Source organism: Tunturiibacter empetritectus, from assembly GCF_013410875.1.
Taxonomy (GTDB): Bacteria; Acidobacteriota; Terriglobia; order Terriglobales; family Acidobacteriaceae; genus Edaphobacter; species Edaphobacter empetritectus.
In genome coordinates, this window is the sequence record NZ_JACCCU010000002.1 from 634,021 (window position 1) to 646,651 (window position 12,631).

Below are 12,631 nucleotides of genomic sequence, written 5' to 3' on the forward strand. Positions count from 1 at the left end.
CCACAAAGGGTTCTCATAAGCATGCGCATTGCATCTGTCGGCACGGCCTATCCACCTCACCGCTACTCCCAGGCACAAATCTCAGAAGCACTTACCGCGCGCTGGCAGGACCGCATGGAAGAGCCCCGGCTCATCAACCGGCTCTTCGTCAACTGCGGGGTGGACTTTCGCAACCTGGTCTTCCCCCTCGACGTCTATGAGAACCTCTCCGGCTTCGGCCCCACCAACGACGCCTGGATCGTCGCCGCCGTTGAGCTTGGCGAAAAAGCCATCGACACCGCGCTCGCCCGCGTAGGACTCACCCCAACCGACATCTCCGCCATCTTCTTCGCCTCGGTCACCGGCATCGCCAGCCCCACCATCGACGCCCGCCTCATCAACCGCATGCCCTTCCCCACCAGCATCAAGCGCACGCCCATCTTCGGCCTCGGCTGCGTCGCTGGCGCCGCTGGCATCTCCCGCGCCTCCGACTACGTCCGCGCCTTCCCTAACCAGTACGCCCTGCTACTCTCCGTCGAGCTCTGCTCCCTCACCTGGCAGGACAACGACCAGTCCATCGCAAACCTCATCTCCTGCGGCCTCTTTGGCGACGGAGCCGCCGCCGTCATCATCGCAGGCAGCGAAACCGCACTCGCCAAGCGCACCTGCCCCACCTGCATCTCCGGCCCCAAGATCCTCGACACCCGCTCAACCTTCTACCGGCACACCGAACACATCATGGGCTGGGACATCGGCGATATGGGCTTCAAAATCGTCCTCTCCCCCGACGTCCCCAAGGTCGTCAACGAGCATCTCCGCGGCAACGTTGAATCCTTTCTCACCGACAACGGTCTAACCCTCGATGACATCTCGAGCTACATCTTCCACTCCGGCGGCCCCAAAGTCCTCGAAGCTATGGAGACCACCCTCAACCTCCCCGACAACGCCCTCGAGCCCTCGTGGCGCAGTCTCCGCGAGGTCGGCAATCTCTCCGCAGCCTCGGTCCTTGCCGTACTCGAAGACGTACTCGTCAACGCCCCCGGCAAGCCCGGCACCTACAGCATCCTCGCTGCCATGGGGCCAGCCTTCTGTTCCGAGCTCGTTCTCCTGCAGTGGTAGCAGCAGCCTCTGCAGCGCACTAGACAAACCTGAAAGAAATTCCCAATGAACCTCCGCAACGGTCGATCCGCCGCGGAGGTTCTCATCGTTGGCGCAGGCCCAGCTGGCCTCGCTGCCGCCATCGCCTCTGCCACCAGCGACCTCCAGGTCGAAGTCCTCGACGCCAGGCAGCCGCCCATCGACAAGGCCTGCGGCGAAGGTCTCATGCCAGATGCCCTCGATTCCCTCGAAGCCCTCGGCTTCCACCTCAATCGTGGTCTGTGCAACACCGAGAACTACCTCCTCAGCGGCATCCGCTTCCTCAACGAGCATCCCAGTAACAACCATCCCAATCACGAGCACCCCAACCGCACACCCACCACCGCCGAAGCCACCTTCCCCGCCAATCCCGGCCGAGGCATCCGCCGTACCGTCCTCCACCAGCTTCTGCTCGATCGCGCCCTCTCGCTCGGCGTCCGTTTTCACTGGGACAACTCCGTCCAAAGCATCGAGCCCGCCTCCATCGGCCACCTCGTCCACACCAACCGTCAAACCCTTCGCACCCGCTACCTCATCGGCGCCGACGGCCATCACTCCCGCATCGCCGCCTGGGCCGGCCTCACCGCCGCCACCGTCCACTCCAGCCGCATCGGCCTCCGACAGCACTACGCCATCGCCCCCTGGACCAACTTCGTCGAAGTCTACTGGAGCAACCACGGTCAGGCCTACGTTACCCCAACCTCCTCCACCGAGGTCTGCGTCGCCTTCATCTCCAATAAAAAAATCCCCAGCCCCCATCTGGCCCTCGCCCACTATCCCACCCTGCAACGCCACCTCGCAGCAGCCACTCCCAGCAGCGCGCCGCGCGGCTCCATCACCCAGGGGCGCTCCCTCCGCCGAGTCACCGCAAACAACATCTCTCTCCTTGGCGACGCCTCAGGCTCCGTCGATGCCGTCACCGGCGAAGGCCTCGCCCTCTGCTTCCGTCAGGCCCTCGCGCTCGCCCGTGCCCTCAACGCCGACGACCTCGACTCCTACCAGCATGCCCACAGCCGCATCCAGCTCGCACCCAGCCTCATGTCCCGCTGCCTGCTTCAAATGGATCGATCCCCTCGCCTCCGTGCCCGGGTCCTCAACACCTTCGAACGCTATCCCATCCTCTTCCAGCGTCTCCTCGAGGTCCACATCGACCACCGCGCCTGCATCTTCCCAGGTATTGACGAACTACTGGCAACCGGATTACACCTGCTGACAAGCTAAACTAGACCTGGGCGGCAGCCCCAATGAACTTTACAGCGGCACTCGCCTCACTGTAAGTTCAGGCTATCCCCGAGGACGCCGGAGTTCCATGACTGATATCGCCACACGCTGCATTGACATCATCGCAAAATCCAAGAGCATCCCCGCGGACTCCATCTCCCTCACCAACACCTTCGACGAGCTCAACATCGACTCCCTCGATAAGATCAACATCTCCTTTGAGGTCGAAGAGGCCTTCAACATCGAGATCCCCGACGAAGCCCTCAGCACCCTCCGCACCGTAGGCGACATGGTCGAAGGCGTCGCCAAGCTCACCACCGCCCCAGCCCACATCACCACCCACTGAACACCCTGCCTCCTCGAACACCCTCGGTCCCCCACGCCGTGTATCATTCGCTCGTATGTATGTAGGCGACCCTCAACTGACAGCCAGTCAGGTTCTGCGGACCTTTCATCACGACGAGCTCTACCTCTTCCTCGGCGCCGCCTTCACCGCCGTCGGTCTCGTCTCGATAGCCTTCGCCTTCCTAGGCCGCAAGTTCGACGCCATGCTCTTCTGGCTCGCTCTCTTCGCCATCTTCTACGGTCAAAGACTCTGGCTCCAGCTCGGCCTCCTCGCCCTCATCATCCCTCCGTCGCACTTCTTCGACGACCTCCGCGCCATCGGCAACTATCTGGTCCCCATCCCCGGATTCTTCTACTTCGAAGCGGCAGGCTTCCTCGGCCGGTCTGGCCGCAAGATCATCCTCGCTCTCACTGCCGTCTTCCTGGGTCTTGCCGTCGCGACGATGGTATTCGGTCTAAGACCCGCCATTCAGACGACCAACAACCTGGTCGTCATCGCAAGCTTATTTGCCCTCATCATCCAATCACTCACACGAAAGCAGACAGACAGAGACTTCGTCATCGCTCGCCGCGGCCTCTTCGTCTTCGTTCTCTTCGCCCTCTTCGATAACATCGGCGGAGCCCTCGGACACCGTGTGTTCATAGAACCGATCGGCTTCACCATCTTCCTTTCCATCCTCGGCTACGTAGCCGCAAAGCGCGGCCTCCAACGCGACCAGCAGTTCAGCGAGCTACAAAAAGAACTCGACATCGCCCGGCGAATCCAGACCTCGATTCTCCCCCCGGCCTATCCCCAGTCCGCCCACTTCCACGTCGCCGCCCGCTACGTCCCCATGACCGCCGTCGCCGGAGACTTCTACGACTTCCTCGTAGCCGATCAAACCCAGGCCGGCCTCCTCATCGCCGACGTCTCCGGCCACGGCGTCCCCGCCGCCCTCATCGCCTCCATGGTCAAACTCGCCGCCACCTCCCAGCGCGCCAACGCCGCCGATCCCGCCCTTCTCCTCGCCGGAATGAACTCCGTCCTCTGCGGCAACACGCAGGATCAGTTCGTCACCGCCGCCTACGTCTATCTCGACGCCGCATCCTCCACCCTGCGCTACTCCGCCGCCGCGCACCCGCCCATGTTGTTACTGCGTGAAGGAAGCGTGATCGAGCTCACGGAAAACGGCCTCATGCTCGCAGCGTTTACCTTCGCAACTTACACGACCGCCGAACATGCACTTCAATCCAACGACCGCCTCCTCCTTTACACCGACGGCATCCTCGAAGCCACCAACGCCCAGGGAGAAGAGTTCGGATCTGGCCGCCTCCACACCCTACTCAAAGAGGCCGCCGGCCTCAGCGCCGAAGCCGCCGCCGCCAGCATCCTCTCCTCGCTCGAACGCTGGTCCTCCAAATCCCAGAACGACGACCTCACCCTCCTCGTCTGCGACTACTTCTCTGGTAAGAGATCGGTCTTGCCAGACGGGCCCACTACGCGTGGGGCGGTCACTTCGTGACGCGTGTACCGGTCCCGGCAGGATGAACCTCGACGGTTCTCCCGTTTGTCGAAATCAACATCCCCCTCCGACCAACGGGAGGACCAGCCGAAGGGGTATACAAGTCACGAAGTGACCGCCTCCCGCGCAGGGAGCCCGTCCGGCAGGACCGATCTTTCCCCGCTCTAATCGCGAGAGCGAAACAGCACGATCCAATCCATCTCTGGCGCCTTGGCAGCCTCAAGCCACGGCTCTTCCGCAACCACAGCCGTACAAGGCCCATAGGTGCAGATACGGATCCGGCGATTAGCAGCCTCCTGCCTCAGCAGGTCGAGCACATCTCTCAGGATCGACCCCACAAAAGGAGTGTAAAGATAGAAGACTGTGCCGCGCGAAAGATCCGCCACTCGCGCATCCTCGCAAAAGAACGTAGCCTTCTTCACATTCAGTCTCTGCGCACACTGCCGCGCACGTTCCACGTAGGCCGCCTCCAACTCAATCCCTACGCTGCTGGCGCCGGTGCAGATCGAGACCAACAACGGAACATGGCCCATTCCCGAGCCAAGATCCACAACAACATCCTCCGCACCCAGCCCACCCAAACCGATCAGATCGCCGCCGATCAGGTCAAAGATATGCCGCGCCGGAGTGGGCTGATAGAACACCATCTCAGGCTCCCTTGCAACATCTCCCGCGTCAGGCTCTTCGAACTGCAACACCCCACTGACCAGCTCATCCAGGGTGTCATAGCCCACACCACTGGCGGCCGCACCGCCCCCTGCCTCTACCGACGAAGCCTGAACCCACCGAAGCAAAGCCTCAGGCCCACGCCCAAGCTGAATCTCCCCTCGAATGGCTTTGTAGAGTTCACTATTCGCAGCCTCCAGCCTGGCACACACAGCCCTCGCGCGAACAGAGAGCTCCGCATCCTTCAAACCAACCCCAGGCACTCCTTCAGAAACATCAGGAAGAAAAGCAAGCGAAGCATCAAGCCGGTCCAGCGCCTCCAGACGCTCGCGAAGCCGATCGGGTTCAAGCAGCGACCTATCCTCTTCCAGCCGCCGCACAAGGCGTTCCAACGCATCCCTCATCGTCTTCCCATTGTGCGCCCGACGCCAATCCCCTACTGCTTCTTCTTCTCGTCACTATCCTTCGGCAGCTCAAGATAAACCAGACCAAAGTGGGTAGCCCCCGGCTGCGATTTGTCGAGGCCAACGATCCGGTAACGAAGCGGGGAGCCCGCCCGCAACTCATGATCGCTCGAGGAGTCGTTTACCTGCACATGGCCTCCGTGATCGTCCGAGCACGTAAGCCCACTGCGCGTAACCGTCAGAGCGCCGACCGGCTTTCCATGCTCACACTCCAACACCTCCCCATACCGCGACATCGGCTTGCGGTAGAAGGCCAGAACCTGCGCCGGCGAGTCGTTCGTCACGTAGCTGGCGGCCATCAGCTTGAAGTGAAAGTCTCCGAAGGTCAGTCCCATATCCACCGCGGCATCGTTATCCGCATCTTTTTTGAACAAGGTCGCGCCTGGATAAGTGGGCAAGCCTACCTCTGCCGCCGTAATGTTCGACTTGGCATGGAGCTCAACGCCTCCATCCGACTTCTGGGCGACAAGGCCCTCCGCAATACAAAAGAGCATCGCTGCCAAAACAACCGGCGCGGGAAAGACAGAGAGGCGTGGAAGGCTAATCTGCATTGAGTCCTGTCCTGTATCTCAAGATTTGAGAGCAACTACGCCGGGTCGGACCTCAAAGTTCCGTATTCTTCACTCGCACGGCCCCCTCCCCCAACCTTGTCAACCCCCGAAGTCGCAAAACCCCCCGTCAATCCAGCGTAAAAGCGTGGCGTATGAGTTTGGTCCGGACAGATATAATGGAAACAGAACAAAAAAGCCCCTGAGATCCAACAGGGGCTTTGCTTTGATAGCTTGGGGGGGCCGATCATGAACAACTCACCGACAAGATCACGTAACCCCTTTGGATGGAATATTTTGCAAGTAACCCCTTTCAATGCAATACTTTGCAGATACACACTACCTGCAAACTACTCAAAACAAGTATTTTAGCCGCAAAATACCCCTGGGGGGAGGGGGAGGGAGCAGCCCTCAAAGAATCTACAATCATCAAAGCACCATCAGGGAGAAGAAGTGAATCGTGTCGTAGTCACCGGCCTCGGATGCATCACCCCCATCGGCAACACGGTCGCGGACTTCCGCACCTCTCTCTTCGCCGGCACCACCGGCATCGCCCCCTTCCCCCCCTACCCCGAAGCCCCCGCCCGCCCAGCTGACGACAAGACCCAGGGCCTCCGCTTCACCCAGACCGCCGCCGTCAAAGACTTCGACCCCCGCCAGCACCTCGAATCCGGCATCCTCACCGCCACCGACCGCACCGTACACTTCGCCGTAGTAGCCGCCCGCCAGGCCGCCGCAGAGTCCCAGCTCACCAGCCGCTACGCACCAGACAGGATCGCCATCGTCGTAGGCTGCGCCTGCGGGGGCCGCCAGGCCGAAGAGACCGAGACCAACAAGCTCTACACCCGCGACGCCCGCGTCCATCCCCTGACCGTCGTCCGCACCATGGCCTCCGCCGGAGCCAGCAACATCTCCATCGACCAGAAGATCACCGGCCCCTCTCTCAACATCTCCACCGCCTGCGCCTCCGGCACCCACGCCATCGGCCTCGCCTTCCAGATGATCCGCGCCGGCATGATCGACGCCGCCATCACCGGAGGCCACGAAGCCCCCCTCACCTTCGGCTTCCTCCGCGCATGGGACAGCATGCGCGTCGTCTCCCCCACCCAGTGCCGCCCCTTCTCCGCCGACCGCGACGGCATGACTCTCGGCGAAGGCGCCGCTATGTTCACCCTCGAAACCCTCGAGTCCGCCAAGGCCCGCAACGCCACCATCTACGCCGAGATCGTAGGCACCGGCAGCTCGGCCGACGCCAGCCACATTACCCAGCCCCACCCCGACGGCGCAGCAGCCGCCATGCGCGCCGCCCTCAAAGACGCCGGCGCCTCACCTAAAGAGGTCGGCTACCTCAGCGCCCACGGCACCGGCACCCTAGTCAACGACGTCACCGAAGCCGCCGCCATCCATCAGGTCTTCGGGCCACTTGCCCCAAAAATCCCCGTCAGCTCCACCAAATCCCTCCACGGCCACTCCATCGGAGCCAGCGGAGCACTCGAAGCACTCGCCACCATCCTCGCCCTCAGGGAGAGTCTCCTCCCCGCCAACATCGGCATCACCCAGGTCGACCCGGCCATCGACCTCGACATCATCCTCGGCGCCCCCCGCAAAGCCTCGACAAAACTAGCCCTCTCCAACTCCCTGGCCTTCGGGGGACTCAACGCCGTGCTCGCCATCCGCTCCATCGAATAAATCAAAACTCACTCAACCCGCACCGGCGTGGGCCTCCCCTCGATCAGCAACGCCGCACTCAAAGCACTCGCCACCGAAAGTCCCACCGCAATCCACAACACCACCCCGTACGCGCTCACGAACGACTCCCCGATTAGCCGCTGCACCCGCACATCGTCACTCTTCGCCGCGGCCAGCTTCGCTCTCTGAGCCTCAACACTCTGCCGCTCCGCCGCCGGCAGCCCCAGCTCATCAAGCCCCCGCCCCAGCCTCGCATTGAACGTCATCGAAAACACCAGCCCCATCACCGCAATCGCCAGCAACCCAGCCACGCGCGACACCGCATTATTGATGCCCGAAGCCACACCCGCCCGGCTCTGATCGATCGAACTCATCACCGTAGTCGTCAACGGAGCCACGCTCACCGCCAGCCCAAGCCCAAGCACAATCACCGCCGGAAATACCGTCGACCAGTAAGACCCACCCACCCCGCCTCTCCGAAATAATCCAAATCCCACCCCGGCAACCAACGGCCCAACAATCAGCGGCAGCCGCGCCCCATACTTCACAATCAACCCACCCGACCAGCGCGACAGCAAAAAGATGAGAAGAATCAGCGGAAGCAAAGCCCCGCCCGCCTGCGTAGCCGAATAGTGCTGCACCTGAATCAGATCCAACGGCAAAAAGAACAATACCCCACTCAGCGCCGCATACAAAAACAACGTCATCAGATTCGCCCCACTGAAGGTCCGCGATCGAAACAGACCCAGCGGCAGCATCGGAGACTCAGACCGCGACTCCACCACAAAGAAAGCCGCAAGAGCCACCGCACCGACCACTGCAGCAACCAACGCCCTCCTCCCACCGTGGCCAGCCTCAATCAACCCAAACGTAATCCCGCACAATCCCACCGTAGCCAGAGCCGCCCCCCACCCATCCAGCCTCTGAACCATCTCCTCATCGCGACTCTCCGGCACCCGTGCCAAAGAGATCAACACCACCAGCACCGCCAGCGGCAAGTTGATAAAGAACACCCAACGCCACGAGAGATGTTCGATCAACCAACCACCCAGCACAGGCCCCACAGCCGTAGTAATCGCAGTAAAGCCTGACCACGTCCCAATCGCGCGCCCTCGCTCCTCAGCGCAGAACGAAGAACTGATCAACGCAAGGCTTCCAGGAACAAGTAACGCCCCGCCCACTCCCTGCAGACCCCGCGCCACAATCAGCGCACGAACATCGGAAGCAAACCCGCACCAGGCCGAAGCTCCCGCAAACAGCACCACTCCAACCAGAAATATCTTCCGCCGCCCATAAAGATCGCCGAGCGACCCGCCCACCAAAAGAAGCGCCGCCAAAAACAGCGCATAAGCCTCAACCACCCACTGAACGTCAGTCACTGTAGCGTTCAAAGAGCTCTGCAACGCCGGCAGAGCAACATTCACCACCGTCCCATCAATAAACACCATGCTCGACCCAAGAATCGTAGCCGCGAGCACCCACACCCCACCCCGCGTCTTTGCCGGCGCAGAAGCCACGCTGCGCATCGCACCTTCTTCGCATGGCAAATTAGGCATCTTTTCTCCCCTCACCGCCGCCGATCATACAGCAATCGACAAGGACACTCTTGCCGCGGCAAGCCAACAACTCCCTACCAGGCCCGCGGGTCTCTCGCTGCCCAACACACCTTCATGTAGCCTCAAAGATCAGCAAGGGCCTTCACGTGTACGTGAAGAATTCCTTCTGCTTCTTAAGGTGCACTAAAAAATACTTATCAGAGAGCTATACTGCTGCCAATGGAAACGGTTTTGTAAGGATTTCCGAATGTGCCCTCATTCCATGGAGCAGCAGATGCCTCTAAAGCAGTTCGCACTGAAGTACCTTCCCGATTCTGTCCTCAAGCCGGTTCGTGCCCGTCACTATCAGGATCAGTTGAAGCACTACAACCTCAACGATGAGCCCGATCTCCTTGGCTGCAAGGCGCTTCTGCATGCCGGAGATGTCGTGTTCGACGTCGGGGCCAATATCGGTGTCTACACTCGGTTCTGTTCGGACTTTGTCGGTCCAACTGGACAGATTCATTCACTCGAACCGATCCCCGAGACCTTCTCTTACCTCACCTCCAACGTCCGCGCCCTCAACCTCCTCAACGTCACCTGCTACAACCTTGCCGCATCGGACCGCGATCAGGACCAAGCCGCCATGAGCATGCCGCAGTACGCCTCCGGAGGTGCAAACATCTATGAGTCCACCCTCTCCGATACGGGCGACATTCCCGTCAAGGTCACGCGGCTCGATACCCTATTTCCAACACTCAACCCGCGGCTTATCAAATGCGATGTAGAGGGCCACGAGGTCCCATGCATCAACGGCGCGCTCGAACTGATCGCTCGTTCCCGCCCCATCTGGGTTGTTGAGGTCTCCAGCCCTCGCACCTTCGAGCTCTTCGCCTCGCTCGACTACGATGCATACATCTACGAAGACGGTACCTTCCGGATCGTGACTCCCGCCGACAAGATCCCAAACTACTTCTTCCTTCCTCGCGAGCAAGGTTCGTCGGTGAGTAATCCCGCTTAGACCTTGAGCGCTCGTGACATTAGCCCGCAAACTCACCACCGGCCTCGGCTTGCGCTTTTAGCCTCAACTGGAGGTCATCGCGATACCATAGCCAGTAGATGATCTCCGTCCTCATCCTCACCCGCAACGAGCAGCACGACCTCCCTGACTGCCTCTCCTCCGTCTCCTGGTCCGACGACATTCACGTCTTCGACTCTCACTCCACAGACAACACGGTGGCGATCGCCAAAGCCGCCGGTGCCCACATCCACACGCGCACCTTCGACGACTACGCCACCCATCGCAACGCCGCCCTCACCACCATCCCCTTCAAGTACACCTGGGTGTTTATCCTCGATGCCGACGAGCGCCCCACCTCAGATCTATCCCGCGAGATGCAGCAGATCACCCTCGCCGCCCCCGATCAAACCGCAGCCTTCCGCGTACGCCGTCGCGACTTCCTCTTCGACACCTGGCTAAAACACGCGCAGATCTCTCCCTTCTACATCCGCCTCGTACGTCCCGAACACGCCCGTTACACCCGCGCCATCAACGAAGTCCTCGAGATCGACGGCCCCGTAGCCGAACTAAGCTACCCACTCGATCACTACCCCTTCTCCAAAGGCATAGCCCGCTGGATCGAGAAGCACAACCTCTACTCCACCATGGAAGCTGAGCTCATCGCCCGCAACCAAGGTCTGCAGAATCCGTCATTCGTCACAGCTCTCCGCGACCCAGACTTCCACACACGCCGCCTCCACCAGAAGGCCATCTTCTACCGCCTTCCCGGACGCCCTCTCATCAAGTGGCTCTACATGGTCTTCTTTCGCGGAGCGATCCTCGACGGCGCTGCAGGCCTGACCTACGCCACTCTCCAGGCCTTCTACGAGTACCTCATCGTCCTCAAGACCAAAGAGCTTCGCAGTGGCGGAGCATAAGCTCATCAATCGGGATAATGTGCCCGGAAGATCAGCGAAGCGTTCGTGCCGCCAAATCCAAAAGAGTTTGACATCGCATATTCCATCGGCGCGCTGACAGCTTTGTCCCGCACTAATCCAAACTGAACCACCTCATCCAGATCTTCGATGTTCGTCGTCGGAGGAGCAATCTGGTCTCGCAGAGCCAGCACCGTAATACCCGCCTCAAGACTCCCCGCACCACCCAGCAGATGTCCCGTCATCGACTTCGTCGAACTCACCAGGAGACTCTGCGCGTGATCCCTAAACGTCTCGCAGATTGCCCTCGCCTCCGCTCTGTCTCCCAGCGGAGTAGACGTAGCATGTGCATTCAAGTATTGAATCGCACTCGGTTCCAGCCCGGCATCCTTTAGTGCCAACTGCATCACGCGCCGAACTCCGCGCCCATCCTCCGGCGGAGCGTTCGTATGAAACGCATCCGAGTTCGCAGCATAGCCCACAATCTCCGCCAGTATCGTCGCTCCCCGCTTCAGGGCATGCTCCCGCTCCTCAAACACAAGAACTCCCGCACCCTCGCCCACAACAAATCCATCTCGCCCGCAATCCCACGGCCGCGAAGCCCTTGCCGGATCGTTATTGCGCGTCGACAAAGCGCGCATCGCACCGAATCCACCCACTGAAAGCGGTGTGACCGCTGCTTCACTCCCGCCGCAGATCATCGCATCCGCATCGCCCCTCTGAATAATCCTGAACGCCTCCCCAACTCCATGCGCCCCGGTCGTACACGCAGTGGCACACGTCAGGTTCGGCCCCGTGGCCCCATACCGTATCGAGATCTGACCCGCCGCCAGATTAGCGATCGTCGCCGTAATGAAGAACGGCGATATTCTGTCAGGCCCTCCGCTCTGCAGCTTCGTATGCTCCCGCTCGATCACCTCGAACGCACCAATCCCGCTCCCAACGTACACGCCCACCCGCTCCGCATCCTCAGCCGACATATCCAGTCCCGACTGCTCCATGGCAAACTGCGCCGCCCCCATCGCAAACTGGATGAAGCGCCCCATCTTCTTCACGTCCTTGCGGTCGACAAAGTTCTCAGCAACAAATCCCTTCACCTCGCCGGCAAACTGACAGCTGAATCTCTCTGGATCGAAGAGCGAAATTCGATCGATTCCCGAGTCTCCCCTTTGCAGTGCGGCCCAGGTTGCCTCAGTGCCAACTCCCACCGGACTCACCAGCCCAACACCAGTCACCACCACGCGAAACTGCTCTCTCATCTTTGCCTTCGAAGTCATCCAGCTCCCTCTTCTCGCAACGAGTCGCCACTACCTCACTACGTCGAACTGTCCTTCGAAACAAAGCAATCCCGAAAAACATCTTTATTTACAGGATGATCATAATTTATTTTGTCAAAGCTCAGTCAGAGAGAACCTTGACACTAAGCCACCAAACTCCTACTCAAAGTCCGTCCCAGCACTCGCAGGAAGCTCCAGCGGAAAACAAAAAAACGGCGACGCGTAATTCCGGAGCCGCAGCCGGAGAGGTTTATCGACTCACGCCTCCACGAGACGGCATTGCGTCATCCGTTGGCAATCTCCTTCCTCAAGACTCTCTAAAAAGATCAATCT

The 12,631-nt window shown here is 60.5% G+C and carries 11 protein-coding genes; 7 read left to right on the forward strand and 4 right to left on the reverse strand.

All coding sequences use genetic code 11. The annotated features are described in order from the left end of the window. Nucleotides 1–21 precede the first annotated feature (21 nt). From HDF08_RS14895 to HDF08_RS14910, 4 genes are all read left to right on the forward strand, one after another. On the forward strand, nt 22–1,098 hold the full coding sequence (locus HDF08_RS14895) for a type III polyketide synthase (RefSeq protein WP_179639408.1): 1,077 nt from the start codon (nt 22–24) through the stop codon (nt 1,096–1,098). Nucleotides 1,099–1,143: 45 nt separating this feature from the next. Next, nucleotides 1,144–2,337, forward strand: a complete 1,194-nt coding sequence (locus HDF08_RS14900) for an NAD(P)/FAD-dependent oxidoreductase (protein WP_179639409.1) — start codon at nt 1,144–1,146, stop codon at nt 2,335–2,337. An 88-nt stretch (nt 2,338–2,425) separates the two neighbouring features. Further along, the gene (locus HDF08_RS14905; protein ID WP_179639410.1) at nt 2,426–2,683 is read left to right on the forward strand and encodes an acyl carrier protein; all 258 of its coding nucleotides are present in this window, start codon (nt 2,426–2,428) and stop codon (nt 2,681–2,683) included. Nucleotides 2,684–2,738: 55 nt separating this feature from the next. Further along, the gene (locus tag HDF08_RS14910) at nt 2,739–4,184 is read left to right on the forward strand and encodes a PP2C family protein-serine/threonine phosphatase (protein ID WP_179639411.1); all 1,446 of its coding nucleotides are present in this window, start codon (nt 2,739–2,741) and stop codon (nt 4,182–4,184) included. Between the two features lie 164 nt (nt 4,185–4,348). Here the strand turns inward: HDF08_RS14910 and HDF08_RS14915 are convergent, their stop codons facing one another. Together HDF08_RS14915 and HDF08_RS14920 are read right to left on the reverse strand one after the other, a co-directional pair. Next, a complete protein-coding gene (locus HDF08_RS14915; protein WP_257031159.1) occupies nt 4,349–5,242 on the reverse strand; it encodes a class I SAM-dependent methyltransferase in 894 nt (297 codons plus the stop codon). A 44-nt stretch (nt 5,243–5,286) separates the two neighbouring features. Then, entirely contained in the window at nt 5,287–5,865 is a 579-nt protein-coding gene (locus HDF08_RS14920) for a hypothetical protein (protein WP_179639413.1), read from the reverse strand. A gap of 450 nt (nt 5,866–6,315) precedes the next feature. On the opposite strand from HDF08_RS14920, the gene HDF08_RS22200 reads away from it, so the two are divergent. Then, nucleotides 6,316–7,551 (forward strand): beta-ketoacyl-[acyl-carrier-protein] synthase family protein, encoded by a 1,236-nt coding sequence (locus tag HDF08_RS22200; protein WP_179639414.1) that lies wholly within the window; start codon nt 6,316–6,318, stop codon nt 7,549–7,551. A gap of 8 nt (nt 7,552–7,559) precedes the next feature. On the opposite strand, the gene HDF08_RS14930 is transcribed toward HDF08_RS22200, so the two are convergent. Further along, on the reverse strand, nt 7,560–9,107 hold the full coding sequence (locus HDF08_RS14930) for an MFS transporter (protein ID WP_179639415.1): 1,548 nt from the start codon (nt 9,105–9,107) through the stop codon (nt 7,560–7,562). A 247-nt stretch (nt 9,108–9,354) separates the two neighbouring features. Between HDF08_RS14930 and HDF08_RS14935 the strand changes: the two genes are divergently transcribed. Together HDF08_RS14935 and HDF08_RS14940 are read left to right on the forward strand one after the other, a co-directional pair. Further along, nucleotides 9,355–10,107 carry an FkbM family methyltransferase gene (locus HDF08_RS14935; RefSeq protein ID WP_179639416.1) on the forward strand — a complete coding sequence of 251 codons (753 nt, stop codon included), beginning with the start codon at nt 9,355–9,357 and terminating at the stop codon, nt 10,105–10,107. A gap of 98 nt (nt 10,108–10,205) precedes the next feature. Continuing rightward, on the forward strand, nt 10,206–11,024 hold the full coding sequence (locus HDF08_RS14940) for a glycosyltransferase family 2 protein (RefSeq protein ID WP_179639417.1): 819 nt from the start codon (nt 10,206–10,208) through the stop codon (nt 11,022–11,024). A 5-nt stretch (nt 11,025–11,029) separates the two neighbouring features. Here HDF08_RS14940 and fabF read toward each other — a convergent pair whose 3' ends face one another. After that, nucleotides 11,030–12,280 carry a beta-ketoacyl-ACP synthase II gene (fabF, locus tag HDF08_RS14945; RefSeq protein ID WP_179639986.1) on the reverse strand — a complete coding sequence of 417 codons (1,251 nt, stop codon included), beginning with the start codon at nt 12,278–12,280 and terminating at the stop codon, nt 11,030–11,032. Between the last annotated feature and the right edge of the window lie 351 nt (nt 12,281–12,631).